22 protein-coding genes are annotated in these 25,697 nt (G+C 68.0%); 12 read left to right on the forward strand and 10 right to left on the reverse strand.

Going from position 1 to position 25,697, the window contains the following annotated elements; translation table 11 throughout:
• Positions 1-121: 121 nt before the first annotated feature.
• Positions 122-907, reverse strand: a complete 786-nt coding sequence (locus AB7U46_RS04215; RefSeq protein ID WP_428335683.1) for a hypothetical protein — start codon at positions 905-907, stop codon at positions 122-124.
• 284 nt (positions 908-1,191) lie between these two features.
• Here AB7U46_RS04215 and AB7U46_RS04220 point away from each other — a divergent pair, with 284 nt between their 5' ends.
• Positions 1,192-1,632, forward strand: a complete 441-nt coding sequence (locus AB7U46_RS04220) for a hypothetical protein (protein ID WP_428335684.1) — start codon at positions 1,192-1,194, stop codon at positions 1,630-1,632.
• Between the two features lie 18 nt (positions 1,633-1,650).
• On the opposite strand, the gene AB7U46_RS04225 is transcribed toward AB7U46_RS04220, so the two are convergent.
• On the reverse strand, positions 1,651-2,019 hold the full coding sequence (locus AB7U46_RS04225; RefSeq protein WP_428335685.1) for a hypothetical protein: 369 nt from the start codon (positions 2,017-2,019) through the stop codon (positions 1,651-1,653).
• A gap of 124 nt (positions 2,020-2,143) precedes the next feature.
• Here AB7U46_RS04225 and AB7U46_RS04230 point away from each other — a divergent pair, with 124 nt between their 5' ends.
• The 5 genes from AB7U46_RS04230 to AB7U46_RS04250 all read left to right on the forward strand — a co-directional run bounded on the left by AB7U46_RS04230 (position 2,144) and on the right by AB7U46_RS04250 (position 7,201).
• Positions 2,144-2,593 (forward strand): GFA family protein, encoded by a 450-nt coding sequence (locus AB7U46_RS04230; RefSeq protein WP_428335686.1) that lies wholly within the window; start codon positions 2,144-2,146, stop codon positions 2,591-2,593.
• Positions 2,593-2,805, forward strand: coding sequence for a hypothetical protein (locus AB7U46_RS04235; RefSeq protein WP_428335687.1), 213 nt, complete (start codon positions 2,593-2,595; stop codon positions 2,803-2,805). The genes AB7U46_RS04230 and AB7U46_RS04235 overlap by 1 nt, the downstream gene beginning before the upstream one ends.
• A gap of 342 nt (positions 2,806-3,147) precedes the next feature.
• Positions 3,148-3,774, forward strand: a complete 627-nt coding sequence (locus AB7U46_RS04240) for a glutathione S-transferase family protein (RefSeq protein WP_428335688.1) — start codon at positions 3,148-3,150, stop codon at positions 3,772-3,774.
• A 9-nt stretch (positions 3,775-3,783) separates the two neighbouring features.
• On the forward strand, positions 3,784-4,995 hold the full coding sequence (locus tag AB7U46_RS04245) for an acetyl-CoA C-acetyltransferase (RefSeq protein WP_428335689.1): 1,212 nt from the start codon (positions 3,784-3,786) through the stop codon (positions 4,993-4,995).
• 16 nt (positions 4,996-5,011) lie between these two features.
• Complete coding sequence (locus AB7U46_RS04250) at positions 5,012-7,201, forward strand: 3-hydroxyacyl-CoA dehydrogenase NAD-binding domain-containing protein (protein WP_428335690.1); 2,190 nt, start codon at positions 5,012-5,014, stop codon at positions 7,199-7,201.
• Positions 7,202-7,360: 159 nt separating this feature from the next.
• Here AB7U46_RS04250 and AB7U46_RS04255 read toward each other — a convergent pair whose 3' ends face one another.
• Both AB7U46_RS04255 and AB7U46_RS04260 read right to left on the reverse strand, forming a co-directional pair.
• A complete protein-coding gene (locus AB7U46_RS04255) occupies positions 7,361-8,020 on the reverse strand; it encodes a Hint domain-containing protein (RefSeq protein ID WP_428335691.1) in 660 nt (219 codons plus the stop codon).
• A gap of 194 nt (positions 8,021-8,214) precedes the next feature.
• On the reverse strand, positions 8,215-8,859 hold the full coding sequence (locus tag AB7U46_RS04260) for a sulfotransferase family 2 domain-containing protein (RefSeq protein WP_428335692.1): 645 nt from the start codon (positions 8,857-8,859) through the stop codon (positions 8,215-8,217).
• A gap of 227 nt (positions 8,860-9,086) precedes the next feature.
• Between AB7U46_RS04260 and AB7U46_RS04265 the strand changes: the two genes are divergently transcribed.
• Together AB7U46_RS04265 and AB7U46_RS04270 are read left to right on the forward strand one after the other, a co-directional pair.
• Positions 9,087-10,712 (forward strand): AMP-binding protein, encoded by a 1,626-nt coding sequence (locus AB7U46_RS04265; protein ID WP_428335693.1) that lies wholly within the window; start codon positions 9,087-9,089, stop codon positions 10,710-10,712.
• A 141-nt stretch (positions 10,713-10,853) separates the two neighbouring features.
• Positions 10,854-11,867: a hypothetical protein gene (locus AB7U46_RS04270; RefSeq protein WP_428335694.1), complete on the forward strand. Its 1,014-nt coding sequence runs from the start codon at positions 10,854-10,856 to the stop codon at positions 11,865-11,867.
• A 44-nt stretch (positions 11,868-11,911) separates the two neighbouring features.
• On the opposite strand, the gene AB7U46_RS04275 is transcribed toward AB7U46_RS04270, so the two are convergent.
• From AB7U46_RS04275 to AB7U46_RS04295, 5 genes are all read right to left on the reverse strand, one after another.
• Positions 11,912-13,528 (reverse strand): SPOR domain-containing protein, encoded by a 1,617-nt coding sequence (locus tag AB7U46_RS04275; RefSeq protein ID WP_428335695.1) that lies wholly within the window; start codon positions 13,526-13,528, stop codon positions 11,912-11,914.
• A gap of 66 nt (positions 13,529-13,594) precedes the next feature.
• Entirely contained in the window at positions 13,595-14,227 is a 633-nt protein-coding gene (gene upp, locus AB7U46_RS04280; RefSeq protein ID WP_428335781.1) for a uracil phosphoribosyltransferase, read from the reverse strand.
• Positions 14,228-14,254: 27 nt separating this feature from the next.
• The gene (locus AB7U46_RS04285) at positions 14,255-15,466 is read right to left on the reverse strand and encodes a phosphopentomutase (RefSeq protein WP_428335696.1); all 1,212 of its coding nucleotides are present in this window, start codon (positions 15,464-15,466) and stop codon (positions 14,255-14,257) included.
• Positions 15,466-16,788: a thymidine phosphorylase gene (locus AB7U46_RS04290; protein WP_428335697.1), complete on the reverse strand. Its 1,323-nt coding sequence runs from the start codon at positions 16,786-16,788 to the stop codon at positions 15,466-15,468. Before AB7U46_RS04290 ends, AB7U46_RS04285 begins: the two co-directional genes overlap by 1 nt.
• Entirely contained in the window at positions 16,788-17,180 is a 393-nt protein-coding gene (locus tag AB7U46_RS04295; RefSeq protein WP_428335698.1) for a cytidine deaminase, read from the reverse strand. The genes AB7U46_RS04290 and AB7U46_RS04295 overlap by 1 nt, the downstream gene beginning before the upstream one ends.
• A gap of 220 nt (positions 17,181-17,400) precedes the next feature.
• Here AB7U46_RS04295 and AB7U46_RS04300 point away from each other — a divergent pair, with 220 nt between their 5' ends.
• The 4 genes from AB7U46_RS04300 (at position 17,401) to AB7U46_RS04315 (ending at position 24,820) form a co-directional block, all read left to right on the forward strand.
• Positions 17,401-19,680 (forward strand): NADP-dependent malic enzyme, encoded by a 2,280-nt coding sequence (locus tag AB7U46_RS04300; protein ID WP_428335699.1) that lies wholly within the window; start codon positions 17,401-17,403, stop codon positions 19,678-19,680.
• A 201-nt stretch (positions 19,681-19,881) separates the two neighbouring features.
• Complete coding sequence (locus AB7U46_RS04305) at positions 19,882-21,774, forward strand: propionyl-CoA synthetase (RefSeq protein ID WP_428335700.1); 1,893 nt, start codon at positions 19,882-19,884, stop codon at positions 21,772-21,774.
• A gap of 134 nt (positions 21,775-21,908) precedes the next feature.
• On the forward strand, positions 21,909-23,441 hold the full coding sequence (locus AB7U46_RS04310) for an ATP-binding protein (RefSeq protein WP_428335701.1): 1,533 nt from the start codon (positions 21,909-21,911) through the stop codon (positions 23,439-23,441).
• A complete protein-coding gene (locus AB7U46_RS04315) occupies positions 23,438-24,820 on the forward strand; it encodes a sigma-54-dependent transcriptional regulator (RefSeq protein ID WP_428335702.1) in 1,383 nt (460 codons plus the stop codon). The genes AB7U46_RS04310 and AB7U46_RS04315 overlap by 4 nt, the downstream gene beginning before the upstream one ends.
• Before the next feature lie 36 nt (positions 24,821-24,856).
• On the opposite strand, the gene AB7U46_RS04320 is transcribed toward AB7U46_RS04315, so the two are convergent.
• Complete coding sequence (locus AB7U46_RS04320; protein ID WP_428335703.1) at positions 24,857-25,621, reverse strand: NAD kinase; 765 nt, start codon at positions 25,619-25,621, stop codon at positions 24,857-24,859.
• Positions 25,622-25,697: the final 76 nt, after the last annotated feature.

Here is a 25,697-nt window from a genome sequence, read left to right on the forward strand (position 1 = left end):
TCTCACTAATAGATATAGCGCTGAAAACACTTCGGTGCTTACGGCTTTAGACAAGCACGTCGACGCTGCGCGAATTGCCGAGGGTCATGGTGGAACTGGTGCAGCCATCAGTTAACGCCTATCAACCCTCTCGCCCCAAGAGGGCCCGGACGACGCCCGACCAGTGCTTATACCGTAGAGCTTCGCGTTGCATTTCATTGATCAGCGCGCTGCGATCTTGTCTGAACTCGGCGAGCTTCTTCTTTCTAAGGGTCTCCAATTCATAGAGATTGAGATAGTCCCTCAGAAGGCCATCTATCCCTTCGGCCGGGTCGCCGCCCGCCTTCGTTACAATGACCGAAAGTAACGGGATACGCTCTTCAGTCTGCTTGCCCAGATCGAGAAGTGCCCTGCAGATCAACCCGAGGGGCCGCCCATATGCGGTGCGCGGCCAGACGCGGTGGGTCAGCCCACGTTCCTCCAGCATCGTGGCCGTCTCACCATAAGATATCACGCCGCCGCCGTGTGCAACTCGCTCGACCAAGAGACGTAGCAAATGCGGGGCAACTTCAGCGCTCCAGCCACCGATGGCGTCACAATTCCTTCTGAAGATATGCTCGAAGGTCTTTCCATTAAGAAACGCCTCGTCATCCACAGAATGTCGCAACTTGCCATGGCGGTCGCCTGAGACTTCGATGAGCCCACGGACGGCGAGTGCGAAGTCACGACTGACGACTTCCTCGTCCCGCGCCGCATTGAGGGTGCGCGAATATTTCCTGGGAGACCAACCCAAGGCTTCAGCCATTTCGGAAGGGGTGAGTGAGAGGCTTTGGCGAGCCTCCTCAATGTCATCTGCCGTGACATCGTCGAACTGACTCACCTTTGTCAGGGCGGATAGTTTAAAGCCTTGATGCGAACCAGCGGGCATAAGAATCTCCTTAGTTGATGTCGATATCTTAGCACGACTGATGGCCCGTCAAATTTGGCGTGTCAATATTGGCTATCCAATTATGGATTCAATATTGGGATCTGGAGAATCGTATTTCATTACATGCGTGGAGGGCACAGGCCCTTCCACCCGCCGAACCAACGAGCCCTTGCTCTAGCCCACCCTCAAAAATACGCCTTCGGCTCATCCGGCTTGCCACCGGATGGCGCCAGGATGAAACTCGAGATCATCGACGACTGAGCACCACATCCCGAGGCACTCCGATGACCCGACTTTCCCCCCGGCTCGCGCTTGGCCTGAGGCACTGGATCATCCTGTCCCTTGTCGTCACCCTCGGCGCCTTGCTCAACAACGAGCTGCAGGCCCGGATCTGGAACGACACGTCCTCGCTCCTTGGCGCAGGAAGCCCCGAGGACATCTTCCTCTTCGTCGCCTTCTGCTTCCTCGCCGCCCTGATCTACGCCGCATCCGTTCCGGTGATGAGCCTCTTCACCGCGAAACGCCTGCGCCTCGGCATCGTGCTGGCCTATGGGCTGCCCTGGCTCGCCTATTGGCTTTTCATCACCGTCCCGATCGCCCTGCGCACCGGAAGCTTTGTCAACGGCGAGGGAAACGCCCGGATTCACCTGGCGCTGCTGATCGGCGATCTGGTCCTTGCAGTCCTGCTGGCATCGCGCCCGCCGAAAGCGCCCGCGGCGCCCTGAGACGAAGCGACACCCCCCTCAGAAATGCGCCTTCGGCTCATCCGGCTTGCCCGCGGCAAGCGCCAGCAAACCGCCCACCAGACAGAACCCGATCGGGAACATCGTGAAGACGCCAAAGCCGAAGGCGTAATACATCAGCCCGCCGCCCGCGAGCATCAGCACCCCGCCCCAGAGCGCGCGGATCTTCGCCATCGCCCCGCCGGCAATCGCCAGAAGCGGCGAAAGGAAGCTCGCGAAGCGGATCAGGCCGGGGTCTTCGACCCGCCCGAACATGTCGCCCACCTCGGCATGGGCGCGCACCACCTCGGTGTAGCCATAGCCGAAAAACCCCACGATCAGGGCGATCAGCCCGCCGATGATGCCCAGCACCAGCGCTGCATTGCGCATTGCCCGTCTCCCGGGCCGGCACGGCCCTGCGCCTGACATAGGGCCTCGCCCCCGGCCGCCGCAAGGGGCTGGCATCCGTGCCCCGCGCGCAATAGGCTTTGCGCGATCGGCAACGGAGGCCCCGATGCACCCGCATGAACGCGACTTCCCCGAGGCCCGCGGCGGCTGCCAGTGCGGCGCGGTGCGCTTCACCATCTCGGCGGGGCCGGCCGAGCCCGGCCTGTGCCATTGCCGGATGTGCCAGCGCGCCACCGGCAATGCCTTCGCGCCGCTCTACAAGGTGCCGAACGGGCGCGTCAGCTGGCAGGGCAGGCCCGCGGAATGGGCGTCGTCAAACCTCGCCTGGCGCGGCTTCTGCCCGACCTGCGGCACGCCGCTTTATTACCGCGACGCCGAGGGGATCGAGATCATGGCCGGCTGCCTCACCCTCGATTTCCCCTTCGCCCCGCTCGAGAACGAGGGCGTGCAATCGCGCGTGCCCTGGCTTGCCGGCATCGGCGCGCTGCCCGACCGCGCGACCGACCCCGCCCTCGCCGCGGCCGTCCTCAGCCATCAAGCCCCCGAGGTTCCGTAATGCCCAAGCGCCTGCGCCTGACCCGCCGCTTTCCGGTTTCGCTCACGAACGACGCCTATCGCACCCTGCACCGCTTCGCCGCGGAGGCCGAGATCACCCCGGACGAGGCGCTCACCTTCCTTTTCGAGCATTTCGGCTCGGTCACCAACCGCGACAACCTCGTGGCGCGGCTGCGCCTCTTCAAGGCGGAGCTCGCGGCGCGCAAGGCCTGAGCGCGGCGCTTGCGGCGCCGTCGCATGAGTATTTGGACCAAGAAGAAGACAGAAGGCGCGCCCCGGCCCCGGAGGCCGGTCCAGCCCCGCAGTGAGAGCTTCACACGCGGCCGGGGCGACTTCTCCTTGGGCGGTCATCGGCTCTCCAGCCTGTACCGCGAAATCAGCCTCGCATGGCGTGGTTAACTTTGCCTTACGCGCTATCTTCTTCTTGGCAAAAATACTCAAATCCCCACGATGGACGCAGCGTCCCGGTGCGATGACGTTGCGCCACATCGTCCGCAGGGGCCTTACGCGCACGTCAATTCGTGCCAATATGCAATCGGGATCTGGGAGGACCACATGACGGCGAAACTCTATTGCTTCGGCGAGTCCGGCAATGCCTACAAGGCTGCGCTGACGATGTCGCTCGCGGGCTACGACTGGGAGCCGGTCTATGTCGATTTCTTTCACGGCGGCTCGAAGACGCCCGAGTTCCTCGCGATCAACGAGATGGGCGAGGCGCCGGTCTTCACCGAAGGCGATCTGACGCTGACGCAAAGCTGCGTGATCCAGCTCCATGTCGCGGAAAAGACCGGGAAATTCCTTGCCGAGGATCGCGCCGAGATGATGCGCTGGCTGTTCTGGGACGCGCAGAAGGGCTCCGGTCAGCAGGGCAGCCTGCGCTTCCTGATGAATTTCGTGCCGCTGGAAAAGCGCCCGGCCGAGGCGATCCGCTGGCTCTCGGGCCGGGTGCAGACCGCGCTCGCCACGCTCGAACATCACCTGACGGGGCGCGACTGGATCGTCGGCACCGCCCCTTCCCTCGCCGATTTCGCCTGCTGCGGGTATCTCTACTACCCCGAGCCCTTCGGCTTCGAGCGCGCGAAATCCCCTGCCATCGACGCCTGGCTGAGCCGCATTTCCGCGCTGCCCGGCTGGAAACACCCTTACGAGATGATGCCCGGCAATCCATCGGATCGGGCCTGAGGAGGAAAGATGACCGAAGCCTATATCTATGACGCCTGCCGCACGCCCCGCGGCAAGGGCCGCGCCGACGGCAGCCTGCACGAAGTGACCTCGGTCGCGCTCTCCGCGCGGCTGCTCAACGCGGTGAAGGAACGCAACGGGCTCGAGGGCCACGCCGTCGAGGACGTGATCTGGGGCAACGTCACCCAGGTCGGCGAACAGGGCGGCTGCCTCGCGCGCTCCGCCGTGCTGCTCTCGGATCTCGATGAATCGATCCCGGGCCTCGCGATCAACCGCTTCTGCGCGAGCGGCATGGAGGCGGTGAACCTCGCCGCGAACCAGATCAAGGGCGGCGCCGGCCAGGCCTATATCGCCGGCGGCGTCGAGATGATGGGCCGCGTCGCGATGGGCTCCGACGGCGCCGCGATCGCGGTCGACCCGAGCCTTGCGATGAAGACCTATTTCGTGCCGCAGGGCATTTCGGCCGACATCATCGCCACCGAATACGGCTTCACCCGCGAGCAGGCCGACGCGCTTGCCGTCGAAAGCCAGCGCCGCGCCGCCGAGGCCTGGGCCGAGAAGCGTTTCGCCAAGTCGATCGTGCCGGTGAAGGACCAGAGCGGCCTGACCATCCTCGACCACGACGAATTCATGCGCCCGCAGACCACGATGGAAAGCCTCGGCGCGCTGAAACCCTCGTTCAAGGACATGGGCGAGGTGATGCCGGGCTTCGACAAGGTGGCGATGCTGAAATATCCCCATCTCGACCACATCAACCACATCCACCACGCCGGCAACTCTTCGGGCATCGTCGACGGCGCGGGCGCCGTGCTGATCGGCTCGAAGGAATTCGGCATTGCCCACGGGCTGAAGCCGCGCGCGCGTATCCGCGCCACCGCGAAGATCGGCACCGATCCGACGATCATGCTCACCGGCCCCGTCCCGGTGACCGAGAAAATCCTGAAAGACAGCGGCATGTCGATCAAGGATCTCGACCTCTTCGAGGTGAACGAGGCCTTCGCCGCCGTGGTGCTGCGCTTCATGCAGGCCTTCGACGTCTCGCCCGACAAGGTCAACGTCAACGGCGGCGCGATGGCCTTTGGCCACCCGCTCGGCGCGACCGGCGCGATCATCATCGGCACGCTGCTCGACGAGCTCGAACGCCGCGATCTGAACGCCGGCCTCGCCACGCTTTGCATCGCGTCCGGCATGGGCGCCGCCACCATCATCGAACGCGTCTGAGTCCGGGGAGAGACAAATGACTGATTTCACCTACGATCTCGGCGCCGACGGCGTCGCCATCATCACCTGGGACGTGCCCGGAAAGTCGATGAACGTGATGAGCATGGAGGGTTTCGCCGCCCTCGACGGCTTCATCGACCAGGCCCTCGCCGATCCGGCCGTGAAGGGCGTGATCATCACCTCCGGCAAGAAGGATTTCGCCGGCGGCATGGACCTCAACGTCATCGCGAAGATGCGCGAGGGCGGGCCCGAGGCGATTTTCGCCGGCGTGATGCAGATGCATGCCGTGCTGCGCAAGATCGAACGCGCGGGGATGGATCCGAAGACGCTGAAGGGGGCCAAGCCGATCGTTTCGGTGCTGCCGGGCACCGCGCTCGGCATCGGGCTCGAGCTGCCGCTTTCCACCCATCGCATCTTCGCCGCCAACAATCCGAAGGCGAAGATCGGCCTGCCCGAGATCATGGTCGGCATCTTCCCGGGCGGCGGCGGCACCACGCGGCTCGTGCGCAAGATGGGCGCGATGATGGCGGCGCCCTTCCTGCTCGAAGGCAAGCTTTCCGACCCGATGAAGGCGAAGGCCGCGGGGATCGTCGACGAGGTCTCCGATGACCCGATGGCCGCGGCGCGCGCCTGGGTGCTCGCCGCGAAGGACGCGGATCTGGTGAAACCCTGGGATGCGAAGGGCTACAAGATGCCCGGCGGCGCGCCCTATCACCCCGCGGGCTTCATGACCTTCGTCGGCGCCTCCGCGATGGTGCATGGCAAGACGATGGGGGTTTATCCCGCCGCGAAGGCGCTGCTTTCCGCGGTCTACGAAGGCGCGCTCGTGCCCTTCGACCAGGCGCTGAAGATCGAGGCGCGCTGGTTCACCAACCTGCTGCTGAACCCCTCATCCTCCGCGATGATCCGCTCGCTCTTCATCAACAAGGAGGCGCTGGAAAAGGGCGCGAACCGCCCGAAGGTCGCCGATCAGACGGTGAAGAAGGTGGGCATCCTCGGCGCTGGCATGATGGGCGCGGGCATCGCCTATGTCTCGGCGAAGGCCGGCATCGAGGTGGTGCTGATCGACAGCACGATCGAGGCGGCCGAGCGCGGCAAGAGCTACTCGACCGGGCTGATGGACAAGGCGATCAGCCGCAAGAAGACGACCGAGGAGGCGAAGGAAGCGCTGCTTGCGAAGATCACCGCGACGACCGATTACGCCGCGCTCGCCGGCTGCGATCTGATCGTCGAGGCGGTGTTCGAGGATCCGAAGGTCAAGGCCGGCGTCACCGCCCAGGCCGAGGCGGTGATCCCCGAAGATGCGATCTTCGCCACCAATACCTCGACGCTGCCGATCTCGATGCTGGCGAAGGCGTCGAAACGCCCCGAACAGTTCATCGGCATCCACTTCTTCTCGCCCGTCGACAAGATGCTGCTGGTCGAGATCATCAAGGGCGAACAGACCGGCCCGGTCGCGGTGGCGAAGGCGCTCGATTTCGTGCGCCAGATCCGCAAGACGCCAATCGTCGTCAACGACGCGCGCTTCTTCTACGCCAACCGCTGCATCATCCCCTATATCAACGAGGGGATCCGGATGCTGGCCGAGGGCGTCAGCCCGACGCTGATCGAGAATGCGGCAAAGCTTGTCGGCATGCCGCTCGGGCCCCTGCAGCTCGTCGACGAGACCTCGATCGACCTCGGCGTGAAGATCGCGAAGGCGACCAAGGCCGCGATGGGCGATGCCTATCCCGACGAGGCCGTCGACGAGGTGATCTTCTGGATGGCCGATCAGGGCCGTCTTGGTCGCAAGAACAAGGCGGGCTTCTACACCTACGACGAGGCCGGCAAGCGCGGCGGGTTCTGGGACGGGCTTGCGCCCAAATACCCCGAGGCCGCCGAACAGCCCGATCTCGCCGAGGTGCAGCATCGCCTGCTGATGGCGCAGGTGCTGGAAGCGGTGCGCGCGTTTGAGCAGGGCGTGCTCGAGGACATCCGCGAGGGCGACGTCGGCGCGATCCTCGGCTGGGGCTTCGCGCCCTGGTCCGGCGGCCCGTTCAGCTGGCTCGACATCCTCGGCGCCCCGCGCGCGGTCGAGATCTGCGACGAGCTCACCACCCGCTTCGGCGCCCGGTTCGAGACCCCGGCGCTGCTGCGCGATCTCGCCGCGACGGGGGAAACCTTCTACGGCCGCTACGGGTCGGGTCAGGCGGCCAAGGCGGCCTGATCGCCCGGCCCGGGCCCGGGCATGAGTATTTGGACCAAGAAGAAGCCCCGGTTTCTTCTTGGCGAAAATACTCCCGCCGGAGGCAAAAGAAGAACGCCGGGCCACTGGCCCGGCGTTGCGCGTGAGTGGGGCTTCACGCGTGCAGGGGTGATCCGCGGATCAGACCCCGAGCGCCTCGGCGTCGATCATCGAGGCGACGATCGCCTGCGCCATGTCGAGCGGCAGCACCGAATAGGTGCCTTCCTCCTCCATCATCGTGTCGAAGCCGATGCCATGGACCGAAGCGCAATGGATCATGCCGGTGCCATTGGCATAGATCACCTCGTCCTCGTCGAACTGCAGCACGACGATCTCGACCTTCTGATGCGGGGTGATCCGCGCGATGCCGCGATACCCGTCAAGCGCGGCGGCCGGGATCAGCGCGAAGGGGTCGCCGAAGACCGCCTCGGCGAGATCGCTTTCGACGAGCACGCTCTGCTCGGGCAAAAGCAGCATCGGCGTGGCATTGCCCAGCGCGCCGGCCGGCACCGCAAGCGGCATCAGGTGGCGCGGGCAGCTGTTGCGGCCGGCAAAGAGATGCGTGCGCTTCACCGCGACGACCGGGCGCAGACCGTGATCGAAGGTCATCACCATGTCACCCGCCGCGATCGCCTCGACCGGGCGCCAGCCGAAGCCGGTCGCGATCCGGGTGCCGGCGACGATGCCTTCGGACTCGCCCGCGCCGGAAATGGGTTCGAACCGTTGCGACGCGAAGAACCCTTCGAAGGCGCTCTCGTCATCCCATTCCGCAGCACGCCGGGGGGTATTCAGTCCGAACATCGCTTTTCCCTTTCGCTCCCGGCCGCTTCGCGTTCCGGCGTTTCCTTGAGACCAGTTCGGGTGATTCCAAGGAAGATTCGGCGGCAGGTTTGCGGCGCAAAAAAGGCACTGTTCACGCTGCACCGCGTGATCTTCCCGCCTGCCCCGCATTGTTGCCCGCACCCGCGGCAATCAGGCGGGTGTCGGTAAATTTCTCAGAAAGAATAGTGAAAGCGGGCGATGTCTTCGGCGCAAATTCGGGCGACGATCCCGGCGGAGGCCGCGTCGTAATAGCGCCGCCAGTCGCGATCGCGCTCCGAAACGTTGGCCCGGGCCAACGGCGTGACGCGAAAGCCCAGATGCGCCTCCAGCGGCGCGGCATCTTCCTCGAGATGCTCGAGCCGCAGGAAGGCGGAGGCCGCGTCCGCCCCGCCAAGCCGCAGATAGCTGCCATAGGGCGCGCCACCGACCGAGGCCTGCGTCTGCGGATGCGCGAGGAACCCCGCAAAATCGAGGTTCTTCGCCAGCGTCACCGCCGGATGCGCGAAACTCTGCCCCCGCAGCCAGTGATAATAGCTCACCATCCGGTCCCAGGGATTGCGCACCAGCGCAAAGGTGAACCAGTCGCGCGCCTGCGCCTCGGTATAAAGCCCGACCCCCTCGGCGAGGGTGGAATGCTTCCACAACCGCCCCGCCGTCTTCGCCTCCTTCAGCCGCCCCCGCCGGCGCTGGGCCTTCGGCGTGTCGCCGACGAGGATGTCATCGGCCATCGCCCGCGCCTCGAGCGCAAGCGCAAGCGCGGTCCCCCCCGTCTTCGGGATATGGACGAAGATGTAACGGCGGCCCGGCGACACGATCATGGCGCAAGACTAGCGCCGCGGCCCGCCGATCAGAAGCCCCGATCGCCGCCCTGCCCTGCCGCGCCCCGGGTTAGCGATAACAACCCGCGGGCGAGTGCCGCGGCGACCGGATCGCCACGGATGACGTAGCGTAAACCATTTGTGACAAGTCCCCGCCCCCCCTTTTCTTTCCCCGCGCCGATGCCGATTATCGCCGGGACAGGACATAGCCATCAGGGGGGAGTACCATGGGTTGGCTTCGCGATGAAACCGGGCTGGACAAGTGTGCCGCGAATTTCGTGCCGCTGACGCCGCTTTCGCATCTCAACCGCGCGCTGGAGGTGTTTCCCGAGCGGACCGCCGTCGTCTACGGCTCGATCCGGCGCAATTACGTCGAGTTCCACGCCCGGGTGAGCCAGCTCGCCTCGGCGCTGAAGGAGCGCGGGATCGAACCGGGTGACGTCGTCGCCGCGATCCTGCCGAACTCCGCCCCTCAGGTCGAGGCGCATTTCGGCGTGCCCGCCTGCGGCGCGATCCTGAACGCGATCAACACCCGCCTCGACGTCGACACCGTCTCCTATATCTTCGAACATTCCGAAGCGAAGATGGTGCTGGTCGACACCCAGTTCCTGAAACTCGCCGAGGCGGCGATCAAGCAGATGCACGGCACCCCGCCGCAGATCATCGAAGTCGGCGACCCCGAGCACGGCTTCAAGGCGGGCGGGCATTACCTCGAATACGAGGAACTCGTCGCGATGGGCGATCCGATGTTCGACTGGATCATGCCGCAGGACGAATGGGAGAGCATCGCGCTCAACTACACCTCGGGCACCACCGGCAAGCCGAAGGGCGTCGTCTATCACCACCGCGGCGCCTATCTTGCCACGATGGGCAACGCGATCTCCTGGCAGATGGGGCAATATCCGGTGCTGCTCACCATCGTGCCGCTGTTCCACTGCAACAGCTGGACGCATCCCTGGATGATCCCGATGCTCGGCGGCACCACCGTCTGCTGCCGCGACGTGACCGCGAAGGCGATCTATGACGCGATCGCCGACGAGGGCGTGACCCATTTCGCCGGCGCGCCGATCGTGCTCAACACGATCATCAACTGCAAGGAAGAGGATCGCCGCCCCTTCGACCATGTCGTCGAGGTCTTCACCGCCGGCGCCCCGCCGCCCGCCGCGACCCTTGCCGCGATCGAGCCGCTCGGCTTCAACGTGACCCAGGTCTATGGCCTGACCGAGGTCTACGGCCCCGCCACCGTCTGCACCTGGAAACCGGAATGGGCCGGCATCGAGGGCGAGGAACGCGCCGCGATCAAGGCGCGCACCGGCGTGCTGATGCCGATGATGGAAACCGTCACCGTGCATGACCGCGGCCACGAGGTCTCGCGCGACGGCGTCCACCTGGGCGAGATCGTGATGCGCGGCAACTCGGTGATGAAGGGCTATTTCAAGAACGTGCAGGCCACGCAGGAGGCCTTCGAGGGCGGCTGGTTCCGTTCCGGCGACATCGCCTTCATGCACACCGACGGCTATATCAAGATCACCGACCGCGCGAAGGACATCATCATCTCGGGCGGCGAGAACGTCTCCTCGGTCGAGGTCGAGGGCGTGATCGCGGCGCATCCGGCCGTCTCGCTCTGCTCGGTGGTGGCCAAGCCCGACGAGAAATGGGGCGAGGTGCCCTGCGCCTTCGTCGAACTCAAGGACGGCGCCACGGTCACCGACAAGGAGATCATCGCCTTCTGCCGCGAGCGCCTCGCCGGGTTCAAAACGCCCAAGCGCATCGTCTTCGCCGACCTGCCGAAGACCTCCACCGGCAAGATCCAGAAATTCGAGCTGCGCGCCGTCGCGAAGCTGCTCGACTGACCTTCCGGGCGGGGGAACCCCCGCGCCGCGAACACCGATCTGGCCGGGGGGCTGACCGCCTCCCGGCCGTCTTCTGTCGGGCGCCGATTGACCCGGGGGCGCGATCCGCTATCCTGCCCGAAACAGAGCAGAAACGGACGGATGACCGCACTTCCCCAATACGAGAGGCTCGAAGCCCCGGGCATCTGGCGCGAGACGCCGGAGGCGCAGCGGCGCGAGGTGATCGTCTCCTTCGGGGATGCCACGCTGGTGATCGCCGACGACCGTTCCGCCCGCGCCCTCACCCATTGGTCGCTGCCCGCGATCGCGCGGCGCAATCCGGGCCGGCGCCCCGCGCTCTACGCCCCTTCCGAGGAGGAGGGCGAAGAGCTCGAGATCGACGATCCGACGATGATCGAGGCGATCGAGAAGGTGCAGGCCGCGATCGAGGCGCGCCGCCCCCATCCCGGAAGGCTGCGCCGCTTCGCCACGCTCGGCACCGGCGCCGTGGTCGTGCTCGCCGCGCTCGTCTGGCTGCCCGGCGCGCTCGTCGATCAGGCCGCGCGCGTCGCCCCCTACGAGACCCGCGCCGCGATCGGCCGCGCCATGCTCGACGATCTCGCGCGCACGACCGGCACCCCCTGCCATTCGACCGCGGGCGATGCCGCGCTCGAGGCCCTGGCCGAGCGCCTCGTCGAGCCAAGCCGGATCGTCGTCGTGCCCCGCGCGCTCAAGGGCGCACGGCTGCTGCCCGGCCAGATCGTCGTGCTCGGCGCCGATGTGCTCGACGGCCCCGACACGCCCGAGGTCGCCGCGGGCGAGATCATCGCGGCCGAGGTCGCCGGTGCGGGCAACGACCCGCTGCGCGCGCTCCTGCACCGCGCCGGGGCGATGGCAGCGCTGAAACTGCTCACCACCGGCGATCTGCCCGACGATGCGGTGACCGGCTCCGGCGCCGCCCTGATCGCGACGCCGCCCGCCGCGCCGGAGGCCGAGCCGCTGCTCGCCGCCTTCGCCAGGGCCGGGGTCTCCGCGACCCCCTATGCCTATGCGCGCGATCCCTCGGGCGAAAGCGTGCTCGGCCTGATCGAGGCCGATCCGTTCAAGGGCGCCCCGGCGCCGCGCCCGGTGCTCACCGATGCCGACTGGCTCGCGCTGAAGGACATCTGCAACTGAAACGGCGCCCCGGAGGGCGCCGCGAAACCACCGCGTCTCCGCGCTCAGTGCAGGATCGCGTCGCCGAAGCCCGCCGCCCGCACCGCGCCCAGCGCCTGGCCGGCATCGGCGAAGGGGCCGGACAGCACCACCGACAGCAGCTTGCCGCCCTTGCGCAGGGTCGAGCTCGCCACCGGCAGGCCCGCGGCGCGCAGCCGCGCCTTCGCGGCCTCGGCATTCTGCGCCACGCCGAAGATGCCGACCTGCACGAAGCGCCCGCCCGCGGCCGCCTGCGGCTGCGCCAGCGCCGGGCGCGCCGGCGCGACAAGCGCCGCGGCATTCGGCGATTTCGACGAGACCCGCGCCTGCAGCACCGGCTGCGGCACGTAATAGACCGGGACCGGCGCGGCCCCCGGCGGCACCCATTTCGACGGCACCGTGTTCGACCAGTATTGCGCCTGCTGCGCATCGCCCGCCGCCGTGCGCGGCCCGCGATAGGGGTTCAGCCGCCCGTCCTGGAACGCCGGGCGATAGCCCGTCGGGCCGACCTCGGTCGAGACCACCACCGGCGCAAGCGTCACCGGCGCCCCGGCGCGCGGCCGGACATAGACCTCCTTCGGCGCGTTCTGCGAGGACATGGTGACGCTGTAGCCGGTGCCGCCGACCAGCGGCGCGCCCGTGTTCGCGCCGGCGTAATTCGTCGCCGAGGCGCCATAGCCGGTGCCCCCCACCAGCGGCGCCCCGGAATAGCCCGAAACGGCATAGGGCGAGACATAGCCCGAGCGCGTCATCGCCGGCGCGGCGGCGGCCACGGTCAGCCCGGGCACCGCGGCCTGGTTGATGAAGGCGGCCGGGTCTTCGGCGGGTGCACCACAGCGCACCACGCGGCGCCCGTCGGAAAGCTGGTAGCGCGTCGCGACCGGCGTCTCGGGCGGGCAGGAGGTGACACCAACCGGCACCGCCTCGGCGGCGAGGATCGTCACCGGGCCGAGCGCGGCCTGCGGTGCGGCCGGCAGCGCAACGGTATTGTGGTAGCGCGGCACCGCCGCCCCGGCGAGCGCATAGGGCGAGACGTAATCGGCACGCGACAGCGCCGCGGCGGTTTTCACCGGGGCGGCCGGCGCGACCGGCGCGGGGGCCGGCACGACGACAGCCGGCGCAGCGGCGGCAACGGCGACCGGGGCGGCCGGTGCCACCGGGGCCATGCGGCCGATCTGCGGCGGGGTCTCGGTCAGCGCGATCGTCGCCATCGGCTTGCCCACGCCGGGGGTCGGCGCGAAGGGCGAGACCGGGCGCGTCGCTGCGGTGCGGGCCGGGGTCGGGGCGGGCATCGGCGCGGGCGCGGCCTTCGGCGCCACGCGCGCCACCTGCGCGGGGGCCGCGGCCGGAGCCGGGGCAACCGGCCCCGCCTTCGCCACCTCGAGCACCTTCTCGCCGTTCTGGAAGGTCGGCTTGTAGCCGCAAAGCTGCTTCTTGTCGCGCCCGACGCGCGGGATCCAGTTCACGTTGCCCGCAAAGCCGCCGCGCACGAAGACACAACCGGCGCTGTCGACATATTGCCGGCCCTTGAAGGAGGGCGGCGGCACCTCCGCCGGGCCGTTGATATTCAGCTCAGCCCGGGCCCCCGAAGCGCCCAGGACCGCCATCATCAGCGCCGTCGTCAGAACCCCGCCAAACCGCATCTTTTTCCCCATCACAAGTTATAGGGAAAATGCCGCAGTATTGTCTCCGAGTAAAGAATAAACGGCCTATTTTGTGCCGAACATGCGGTCTCCCGCATCCCCTAGCCCGGGCACAATATATCCGTGATCGTTGAGGTGATCGTCCACCGCCGCTGTCACGATCGGCACGTCGGGATGGGCCTCGCGCATGCGCGCAATCCCCTCGGGCGCGGCCAGCAGGCAGAGGAAGCGGATGTTCTTCGCGCCCTTCTCCTTCATCAGCTGCACCGCCGCGGCCGAGCTGTTGCCGGTGGCCAGCATCGGGTCGACGATGATCACCATCCGCTCGTCGAGCATCGGCGGCACCTTGCAGTAATACTGCACCGGCTGCAGCGTCTCCGGGTCGCGGTAAAGCCCGACGAAGCCCACGCGCGCCGCCGGGATCAGCTCGAGGATACCATCGAGCAGCCCGTTGCCCGCCCGCAGGATCGAGATCAGCGCCAGCTTCTTGCCCTCGAGGATCGGCGCATCCATCGCGCAAAGCGGCGTCTCGATCGTCTTCGTCGTCAGCTCGAGCCCGCGGGTGACCTCATAGGCCAGAAGCAGGCTGATCTCGCGCAGAAGCTGCCGGAAGGACGCGGTCGAGGTATCCTTCTCGCGCATCAGCGTCAGTTTGTGCTGCACCAGCGGGTGGTCCACCACCGTCACGAATTCGTCCATAGCCATCCCCGTTTCGTCTTTCGTTTCTCAGATGAAGGAGCGCCCCGGCCCTTGCGCCGGCACGCCCAGATGCGCCGCGACCGAGGCCGCGACATCGACATAACCCACTTGCCCGATCGCCTTCGGCCCAAGGCCATGGCCCAGCACCGGCACCCGCTCGCGGGTGTGGTCGGTGCCCGACCAGGTCGGATCGTTGCCGTGATCGGCGGTGAAGATCGCAAGATCGCCCGGCCGCAACCGCGCCAGAAACCGCCCCGCCGCCGCGTCGAACCATTCGAGCGCGCGCGCATAGCCCGCGACATCGCGCCGGTGGCCATAGAGGCTGTCGAATTCGACGAAATTGGCGAAGGTGAGCGAACCCTCCTCCGCCTCCTGGCCCAGGCGCAGCAGGTGATCCATCAGATCGGCGTCGTTCTTGCCCTTGTGCAGATGCGTCACGCCGCGATGCGAGAAGATATCGCCGATCTTGCCGATCGCATGGGTGACGCGCCCCGCGCCCTCGACCCAGTCGAGCAGCGTCGGACGCGGCGGCTCGATCGCGAAATCGCGCCGGTTCGGGGTGCGCACGAAGCTGCCCGGGCGCCCGACGAAGGGGCGCGCGATCACCCGGCCCACCTTCATCGCATGCAGCCTTGGCGCGATGTCGCGGCACAGCTGCAAGAGCCGCGCGAGGCCGAAGCTCTCCTCATGCGCGGCGATCTGAAAGACGCTGTCGGCCGAGGTGTAGCAGATCGGCCAGCCGCTCGCGATATGCTCGGCGCCGAGCCGTTCGATGATCGCGGTGCCCGGCGCGTGGCAATTGCCCAAGATCCCCCCGGTCCCCGCCTGCTCGGCGACGAAGGCGACGAGATCGGGCGGAAAGCTGTTCTCCTTTTCGGGGAAGTAATGCCACTCCCAGGGCACCGGCACGCCGGCGAGCTCCCAATGGCCCGAGGGCGTGTCCTTCCCGCGCGAGACCTCGCTCGCAGCCCCCCAAAGCCCGTGCGGCGTCGCCTCCATCCCCGCGGGCCTTGCGCCCGAGGCCAGCTCTGCCGCCGCCGAAAAGCCCAGCGCATCGAGATGCGGCAGTTTCAGCGGCCCGCAGCGGCCGACATCGGCCCGCCCCGCGGCGCATTCCGCCGCGATATGGCCAAGCGTATTCGCCCCGGTATCGGGCAGCCCGTCGTTGAAGAACTGCGCCGCATCCGGCGCGCCGCCGATGCCGACGCTATCCATCACGATCAGAAAGGCACGCGGCATCATGCAACATCCTCCGGCCCGATCCGGCCATGCAGCAGCGCCGGCTCCTCCGGCGCCTCCTCGGCCAGCCGATAGGCCGCGCGCACCGCCGCCACCGCCGCCGCGCCCTTCGCGGCATCCGGCGCATGGACCAGCGCGAGCGGCTCGCCCGCGGCCATCTCCTCGCCGATCGTGGCCAGCCCGGTCAGCCCGACCGAGGGGTTGATCCGGTCGGTGCCGACCAGCCGCCCGCCGCCCAGATGCACCACCGCCTCGCCCAGCGCGCGCGCGTCGACCGTGGCGACGAAGCCCGCTCGCGGCGCCGGCACCGCGAGGATCACCGGCGCCGAGGGCAGCCGGTCGGGGTAGCGCTCGACGAAATCCATCGGCCCGCCCAGCGCCGCGACCATCTTGCCGAAACACTCCGCCGCGCGCCCGGTTTCCAGCGCATGGTCGATCATCGCCGCGCCGTCGTCCATGTTCGCGGCCTTGCCCACCAGCGTCAGCACCTCGCCGCCCAGCGCCGCGGTCACATCCCAAAGCGCCTCGTTCACCGAGGAGCCGGTCAGCGTCTCCATCACCTCGAGCACCTCAAGCGCATTGCCCGCCGAATGGCCAAGGCTCTGGCTCATGTCGGTGATCAGCGCCGAGGTCTTGCACCCCGCCCCGTTCGCGGTGGCGACGAGCGAACGCGCGAGCGCCTCGGCCTCAGCCATCGACGCCATGAAGGCACCGGAGCCGACCTTCACGTCGAGCACCAACGCATCGAGCCCGGCGGCGAGCTTCTTCGACAGGATCGAGGCGGTGATGAGGTCGATGCTCTCGACCGTGCCGGAAATGTCGCGGATGCCGTAAAGCCGCTTGTCGGCGGGCGCGATCTCCTCGGTCGCGCCGACGATCGCACAGCCGACCTCGCCCACCACCTTGCGCAGCGCCTCGACGCCGGGCAGCGCGCGATAGCCCGGGATCGCCTCCATCTTGTCGAGCGTGCCGCCGGTATGGCCCAGCCCCCGCCCCGAGATCATCGGCACATAGACACCACAGGCCGCGAGCGCCGGCGCGAGCAAAAGCGAAACGCTGTCGCCGATGCCGCCCGTCGAATGCTTGTCGACCACCGGCCCGGGCAGATCCCAGTGGATCACCTGGCCAGAGTCGCGCATCGCCCGGGTCAGCGCGACGCGCCCCTCGGTGCCGATGCCCTTGAGCAGCACCGCCATCGCGAAAGCCCCGGCCTGCGCGTCCGACACCGCCCCATCGGCAAGCCCCGTCGCGAACCAGCGCGCGGCCTCCTCGCTCAGCCCGGCCCCATCGCGCACCGCCCGGATGACACTGCGCGCATCCATCAGGCGCGATCCATGTGGCCCGCGTCGAAGCGCCCCGGAAGCAGCTCGCCGATCGTCGTCTCCAGCCGGTCGCCGTCGGTGGTGGCCAGCGTCACCGGCGTCTCGCCGCGGCCGAATTCCGCAAGCTTCTGGCGGCAGCCCCCGCAGGGCGGCACCGGCGTCGGGCTGTCGGCGATCACCGCGACCTCGACGAGCTCGGTCTCCCCCGCCGCGACCATCGCCGCGATCGCGCCGGCCTCGGCGCAGGTGCCCTCGGGATAGGCGACATTCTCGACGTTCACGCCGACATAGACGGCACCCGACTTGCCCCGCACCGCCGCCCCGACCTTGAACCGCGAATAGGGCACATAGGCATTCTCGCGCACACGGCGCGCGGCTTCGAGCAGGGACATCGGGGCCTCCGGAGTGATTTGTCCAAGTGGTTCAGTTTCGGACTCTGCGCCGGGCCGCGCGCCGATGCAAGCGGTGGCGCGGCGAGGCCCGCGCCCTGCGCACCCGTCAAACGCCCTTTGCACCCACCGGGACGGGCGTGGGGACCACGGGCTATTTCCTCTGGCGAGCATCTAGTTTAAGGCTAAACCAGTTTCGGGGAGAGACCCCAGGGAGAGACTCATGTCCGAGGACCGCCACGATCCGGCGCGCCATCCGGCGCTCGATTACCACGAATTCCCCAAGCCCGGGAAGCTCGAGATCCGGGCGACGAAGCCGCTCGCGAACGGGCGCGACCTGAGCCGCGCCTATTCGCCCGGTGTCGCCGAGGCCTGCCTCGAGATCAAGGCCGATCCCGCCACCGCGGCGCGCTACACCGCGCGCGGCAATCTCGTCGCGGTCGTGACGAACGGCACCGCGGTGCTTGGGCTGGGCAACATCGGCCCGCTCGCCGCGAAACCGGTGATGGAGGGCAAGGCCGTCCTCTTCAAGAAATTCGCCAATATCGACGCTTTCGACATCGAGCTGAACCAGCCCGACCCGGAAAAGCTCGCCGAGATCGTCTGCGCGCTCGAACCCTCCTTCGGCGCGATCAACCTCGAGGACATCAAGGCCCCCGACTGTTTCATCGTCGAAAAGATCTGCCGCGAGCGGATGAACATCCCGGTCTTCCACGACGACCAGCACGGCACCGCGATCGTGGTGGGCGCCGCGGCGACCAATGCGCTCGCCATCGCCGGCAAGAAATTCGACGAGATCAAGGTGGTCTCGACGGGCGGCGGCGCGGCGGGCATCGCCTGCCTCAACATGCTGCTCAAGCTCGGCGTGAAACGCGAGAATGTCTGGCTGTGCGACATCCACGGCCTCGTCTACGAGGGCCGCGCCGAGGACATGAACCCGCTCAAGGCGGCCTATGCGCAAAAGACCGACAAGCGCAGCCTCGGCGAGGTGATCGACGGCGCCGACCTGTTCCTCGGCCTTTCCGGCCCCGGCGTGCTGACGCCCGAACATGTCGCGCGCATGGCGCCGCGCCCGATCGTCTTCGCGCTGGCGAACCCGACGCCGGAGATCCTCCCCGACGCCGTCCGCTCGGTCGCCCCCGAGGCGATCATCGCCACCGGGCGCAGCGATTTTCCCAATCAGGTCAACAACGTCCTGTGCTTCCCCTTCATCTTCCGCGGCGCGCTCGACGTCGGCGCGACGGAGATCAACGACGCGATGTCGGTGGCCTGCGTCGAGGGGATCGCGGCGCTCGCCCGCGCCACCACCTCGGCCGAGGCCGCCGCCGCCTATCACGGCGAGAAGATGACCTTCGGCCCCGATTACCTGATCCCGAAACCCTTCGATCCGCGGCTGATCGGCGTCGTCTCCACCGCCGTCGCCAAGGCCGCGATGGAAACCGGCGTCGCCACCCGCCCGATCGCCGACCTCGCCGCCTACAAGCGCAAGCTCGAGGGCTCGGTGTTCAAATCCGCCCTGCTGATGCGCCCGGTCTTCGAGGCCGCCGCCACCGCCTCGCGCCGGATCATCTTCGCCGAGGGCGAGGATGAGCGCGTGCTGCGCACCGCCAATGCGATGATCGAGGAAACCACCGATCGCCCGATCCTGATCGGCCGCCCCGAGGTGATCGAGGCGCGGCTCGAACGCATCGGCCTGCCGCTGCGCCCGGGCACCGATTTCGAGGTGGTCGACCCGAACAACGACCCGCGCTATCGCGACTATTGGGAGACCTATCACCGGCTGATGGCGCGCCGCGGCGTGACCCCCGACCTCGCCCGCGCGATCCTGCGCACCAACACCACGGCGATCGCCGCGCTCGCCGTGCATCTGGGCGACGCCGACAGCATGATCTGTGGCACCTTCGGCCAATATCTGTGGCATCTCAACTACATCCGCCAGGTGCTCGCGCGCGACGGGCTGCATCCGCAGGGCGCGCTTTCGCTGATGATCCTCGAGGACGGGCCGCTCTTCATCGCCGATACCCATGTCCATCACGAGCCGACGCCGGAGCAGATCACCGCCACCGTGCTCGGCGCCGCGCGCCACGTCCGCCGCTTCGGCCTGGTGCCGAAGGTCGCGCTCTGCTCGCACAGCCAGTTCGGCAATCTCGACACCGACTCGGGCCGGCGGATGCGTGCCGCGCTCGAACTGCTCGACCAGCGCCAGCCCGATTTCGGCTATGAGGGCGAGATGCATATCGACGCCGCGCTCGACCCCGCGATCCGCGCGCGCCTGATGCCCGAAAGCCGGCTCGAGGGCGCGGCGAACGTCCTCGTCTTCGCCAATACCGATGCCGCCTCGGGGGTGCGCAACATCCTCAAGGTGAAGGCCGGCGGGCTCGAGGTCGGGCCGATCCTGATGGGCCTGGGCAACCGCGCCCATATCGTCACCCCCTCGATCACCACCCGCGGCCTGCTCAACATGTCGGCGATCGCCGGCACCCCGGTCGCCAGCTACGGCTGACCCGCCCGGCGTCGCGAAGATTTGCAAAACCTTCGCGACGCCGCGTCACATTGAATAATTTCAGCGTGTTTGCAAAAATTTGCGTCACGTTCTCGCGAAGATCTGCAAATATTTCGCAACAATGCCCCCTCACCCCCCGCAAGAATCTTGCGGGAATCTTTCAGGCTTTTTAACAAGCCTACAGTCTGGAGGAGGCATGTGATGGGATACAAAGAGGTTTACGACGCCTGGATGCAGGATCCGAACGGTTTCTGGATGGAAGCCGCCGAGGAAATCGACTGGGTGCAGAAACCGACCAAGGCGCTGTTCGACGACAACGCGCCGCTTTACGAATGGTTCTGCGACGCCCAGGTCAACACCTGCTGGAACGCGGTGGACCGTCACGTGCTGGCCGGCCGCGGCGATCAGATCGCGATCATGCACGAAAGCCCGATCACCCATTCGACCAAGGGCATCACCTACAAGGAATTGCAAAAGCGGGTGGCCTCGCTCGCCGGCGCGCTGCGCATGCGCGGCGTTGAAAAGGGCGACCGCGTCATCATCTACATGCCGATGATCCCCGAGGCGCTCGAGGCGATGCTCGCCTGTGCCCGCATCGGCGCGATCCATTCGGTGGTGTTCGGCGGTTTCGCGGCGCATGAACTCGCCGTGCGCATCGACGACTGCACGCCGAAGGCGATCATCGCGGCCTCCTGCGGCCTCGAGCCGAACCGCGTCGTGCATTACAAGCCGCTCCTCGACGAGGCGATCGAACTCGCCGCCCACAAGCCCGAATTCTGCGTGATCTTCCAGCGCGAGCAGGAAGTGGCGAAGCTGATCGAAGGCCGCGACTTCTCCTGGCACGGCTTCCAGTATGGCGTGAAACCGGCCGAATGCGTCGCGGTCGAGGGCGATCACCCCGCCTATATCCTCTACACCTCCGGCACCACCGGCCAGCCGAAGGGCGTCGTGCGCCCGACCGCGGGCCATCTCGTCGCCCTGCAATGGACGATGAAGAACATCTACAACATCGAACCGGGCGACCGGTTCTGGGCCGCCTCCGACGTGGGCTGGGTCGTCGGCCACAGCTACATCTGCTATGGCCCGCTGCTCGCCGGTGCGACCACGATCGTCTTCGAGGGCAAGCCGATCGGCACGCCGCATCCGGGCGTGTTCTGGCGCGTGATTCAGAACAACCGGGTGAAGAGCTTCTTCACCGCCCCCACCGCGCTGCGCGCGATCCGGCGCGAGGATCCGAACGGCGACTGGATCAAGCGCTACAAGCTGCACGAGATGCAGGCGCTGTTCCTCGCCGGCGAACGCGCCGACCCGGACACGGTGAAATGGGCGCAGGAACATCTGAAGGTGCCGGTGATCGACCACTGGTGGCAGACCGAAACCGGCTGGGCGATCGCGGGCAACCCGCTTGGCATCGAACTCCTGCCGATCAAGCTCGGCTCGCCCTCGGTGCCGATGCCCGGCTATGACGTGCAGATCCTCGACGAGGGCGGCCATCCGCTGCCCGATGGCGAGCTCGGCGCGATCGCGATCAAGCTGCCGCTGCCCCCCGGCACGCTGCCCACGCTCTGGAACGCCGAGGAGCGCTACAAGAAGAGCTATCTGAGCCATTTCCCCGGCTATTACGAAACCGGCGATGCCGGCTACAAGGACGAGGACGGCTATCTCTACATCATGGCGCGCACCGATGACGTGATCAACGTCGCCGGCCACCGGCTTTCCACCGGCGCGATGGAGGAGGTGCTCGCCTCGCACCCCGACGTCGCCGAATGCGCGGTGATCGGCGCCGCGGACGAGCTCAAGGGCCAGATGCCGCTCGGCTTCCTGTGCCTGAACAAGGGCTGCACCCGCGACCACCGCACGATCATCAAGGAATGCGTCGGCCTCGTGCGCGACCAGATCGGCCCGGTCGCGGCCTTCAAGGACGCGCTCGTCGTCGATCGCCTGCCGAAGACCCGCTCGGGCAAGATCCTGCGCGGCACGATGGTGAAGATCGCCGATGGCGAAAGCTACAAGATGCCGGCGACGATCGACGATCCCGCGATCCTCGACGAGATCACCGCCGCGCTGAAGGCCGTGGGCCTGCCGCGCAGCTGACCGATCGGCGGAGGCCCCCGGGCCTCCGCCCCGCCCTCCCGCACGGCGCCGGAAACGGTTAATTTCTTCCGCCGCTTTCATCAATTTCTTGATTTGCGCCCGCCATGTCGGAATGATCCGACAAAGGTTCGGTCATGAGCAATTCTTTCACGGTTTCAGGCGCCTCGCAGCCCGCCCCCCTCTCCGACGAAAAGGCGCAACTGGCGCGGGTCATCCTGCTTGGCCACGATCTGCGCGCGGCCGTCTCCGACATCCTCGGCGGGCTGCGGATGATCTCGCACGAGACGCTCGACGACACCACCCGGCTGCAGCTCGAACGGATGCGTGCCGCGGGCGAGGTGATGGCGCGGCTGATCGAGGAAGGGCTCGACATCGTCGCCGAACAAACCACCTGCCGGCAGGCGATCCAGACCGCGCGGCTGCTTTATGACCTCGAGATGCGCTGGTCGGGGCGGGCGCAGGAAAAGGGGCTCGACTTCCACGTCGCCCTCGCCCCCGACGTGCCGCCGATGCTCGAGATCGACCGGCTCGCGCTCGAGCGGATCCTCGCCAACATGCTCTCGAACGCGATCAAATACACCGATCGCGGCCGGGTGCGGGTGATCGCCACGCTCGACACGCCCGAGCGGATGCGGATCACCGTGCTCGACGACGGCCCCGGCTTCTCCCCCGCCGCACTCGAGCGGCTCTTCGAATATGGCGGGCGCGGCGAGGATACCGGCAAGCCGGGCTACGGGCTCGGCATGTTCATCTCGCGCGACATGGCGGGGCGGCTCGGCGGGCTGATCGAGGTCGAGAACCGGCCCTCAGGCGGGGCGCGCGTCGCGCTCACCCTGCCGCTGGGCGCCCTGCCGCCCCCCGCGCCGGAGGAGGGGCCGCTGCCCGATCTCGCCGGTTGCCGCGTGCTGATCGCCGATGACAGCGCGGTCAATCGCGCGGTGCTGCATCACATGCTCACGACGCTCGGCGCCAGTTGCGATTTCGCGGTCGACGGGCTCGAGGCGCTGCGGCTGTGCGAGGCGCTGCCCTACGATCTCGCCGTGCTCGACGTCGAGATGCCGCGGCTCTCCGGGATCGAGCTGATGCGCCGGCTGCGCGCGGGCCCCGGGCCGAACCGCGCGCTGCCGATCGTCGCCTGCACCGCCTATGTGCTGCGCGCCAATCGCGAGGCGCTGCAGGATGCGGGGGCCGATGCGATCGTGGCGAAGCCGCTCACCCGGGTCGAGCCGCTCGCCCGCGCGATCGTGCTGGCCACCGGGCGGGGCGCGCCGCAGCCGCCCGAACGCGCCGCGACGGCCGCTCTCGCCGAGCTCGACATCGGCCGTTTCGAGCGGCTGATCGAAATCGCCGGGCCGGAGGGCGCCCCCGATCTGGTCGAGCGCCTCGCCAGCGATCTCGCCCGGGTCGAGCGCAACCTCGTCACCGCGCTCACCCAGATCGACCGCGACGCGATCCGCGCCGAGACGCATACGCTCGTGGCGATCGCCGGGGCGGTGGGCGCCGATCGGCTGCGCGCGCGCAGCGAGGCGCTCAACGCCTGCGCCCATGGCGACGACCTCGTGCTGCTGCGCCCGCTCGGCCGCGAGGTGCTCTCGCAGCTCGACCGTCTGATCCATTTCACCGCCCAGCGCCGCAGCGCGCTCACGCCGCCCGGGGGGCTGCCATGACCCTCGCCACACCCATCCCCCCGCCGCCGCCGCGCCCCGATATCCTGCTGATCGAGGACACCTCCTCGATGCGCGCGATCTACGAGGCGCATCTGCGCCGCGCGGGTTTCACCACGGTTTCCGCCGCAAGCGCGGCAGAGGGGCTTGCGCTGTTTCGCCAGCACGAGGCGCCGGTGGTGCTGCTCGACCTCATGCTGCCCGACCGCGACGGCATCGAATTGATGAGCGATTTCTTTGCCTTGCGCCCCGCAACGGCGGTGATCGTGCTGACCGCCGACCGCTCGATCGACCGCGCAGTGACGGCGATGCGGGCGGGCGCGCAGGATTTCCTCGTGAAGCCGGTGAGCGAACACCGGCTGATGTCGGCGATCGAGAACGCCTTCGCCGCGGTGAACCTCACGCCCGCGGGCGATGGCGCCGAGCCCGCCGGGCCGCTCGGCGCCTTCATCGGCGGCTCGCCCGCGATGCGCGCGGTCTATGCCCGCATTCGTGCCGCGGCGCGCTCGATGGCGCCGGTCTGCATCATGGGCGAAAGCGGCTCGGGCAAGGAGCTCTGCGCCCAGGCCGTGCATCAGCTGTCGCTGCGCGGCTGCGGCCCGTTCATCACCTTCGACTGCGGCGCGATCCCCTCCGAACGGCTCGATTCCGAGCTTTTCGGCCATCGCCGCGGCGCCTTTCCCGGCGCGCTCGGCGACCGTCCGGGCGCCGCCGAACGCGCCGAGGGCGGCACGCTCTTCCTCGACGAGATCTGCGAGCTCGACCCCGCGCTGCAGCCGAAACTGCTGCGATTCCTGCAAGATGGTGCGATCCAGCCGCTTGGCGCCGACCGCCCGCAACGCGTGGATGTGCGCATCATCGCCGCCTCGACGATGCCGCCGCTCGAGGCGGTGCGCGCCGGGCGGCTGCGCGAAGACCTCTATTATCGGCTCGTGGTGGTGCCGATCACCATGCCGCCGCTGCGCGCGCGGCGCGAGGACATCCTGCCGATCGCCGAGGATCTGCTGCGCCGCTACGCCGCGCTCGAGGGGCGCAGCTTCGAGCGGATCGCCCCCGAGGCGCAGGCGGTGCTTTGCGCGCAGGACTGGCCGGGCAATGTGCGCGAGCTGATGAATGTGCTGCGCGCCGCGGTGGTGATGCATGACGGGGTCGCGCTCGAGGCCGGGATGCTGCCCCTCGACGGGCACAGCGGCCCGCCGGAGGCGGAGCCCGCCGCGCCGCCGCCCGGCACCGGCACGCCGCGCAGCCTCGCGCAGATCGAGCGCGAGGCGATCGAGGCGGCGCTCGCGCGGCACGGCGGTTCGGTGCCGCGGGCGGCGCGCGATCTCGACGTCGCGCCCTCGACGCTTTATCGCAAGCTGGACAGCTGGCGGAAGGATTAGCGCCGCTTCATCGGCGCGCCGGAAATTCAGAAGAACTTACGCGAACTGCTCGCGCATCAGCCGCTCCTCGAGCCCATGGCCCGGATCGAAGAGGATGTGATGTTCGACCTTCGGCTCCGAGCGCACCTCGACCCAGAGCACCGGCTTGACCGAGGCGCGGCCATCGGCATCGGCCATCACCGGGCGCTTCTCCGCCTCGAGCACGTCGAAGCGCACCACCGCCGAGGAGGGCAGGATCGCGCCCTGCCAGCGCCGCGGCCGGAAGCTCGCGATGCCGGTGAGTGCGAGCACGTCCGAGCCGATCGGCAGGATCGGCCCGTGCACCGAGAAATTGTAGGCGGTCGAGCCCGCGGGGGTGGAGACGATCGCGCCGTCGCAGACCAGCTCCTGCAGCCGCACCTTGCCATTGACCGAGATCCGCAGCTTCGCCGCCTGCGGCCCCGCGCGCAGAAGCGAGACCTCGTTGATCGCGAGCGCCTCATGCACCACGCCATCGTCGGTCTCGGCCCGCATCGCGAGCGGCTTGATCACCGCCGACTCGGCCGCGGCGAGACGCTCGGGCAGATCCTCGGCGACATAGTCGTTCATCAGGAAGCCGACCGAGCCGCGGTTCATGCCATAGACCGGCAGGCCGGTCCCCTCGTGCAGGCATTGCAGCATGAACCCGTCGCCGCCCAGCGCCACGATCACGTCGGCCGCATAGCGCGGCACCTGACCGTAACGCGCGATCAGATCCTCGCAGGCGGCCTGCGCCGCCGGCGCCCGCGCTGCGGCGAAATGGATATGGCTGGTTCCGGTCACGCCCCGCCCCCCGATTTTCCCCAGATGTGACAAGCGCGGATCGGAAACACAAGACGTCAATCGTCACCGCCCACGC

The organism is Paenirhodobacter sp. (assembly GCF_050177655.1).
Classification (GTDB): domain Bacteria; phylum Pseudomonadota; class Alphaproteobacteria; order Rhodobacterales; family Rhodobacteraceae; genus Rhodobacter.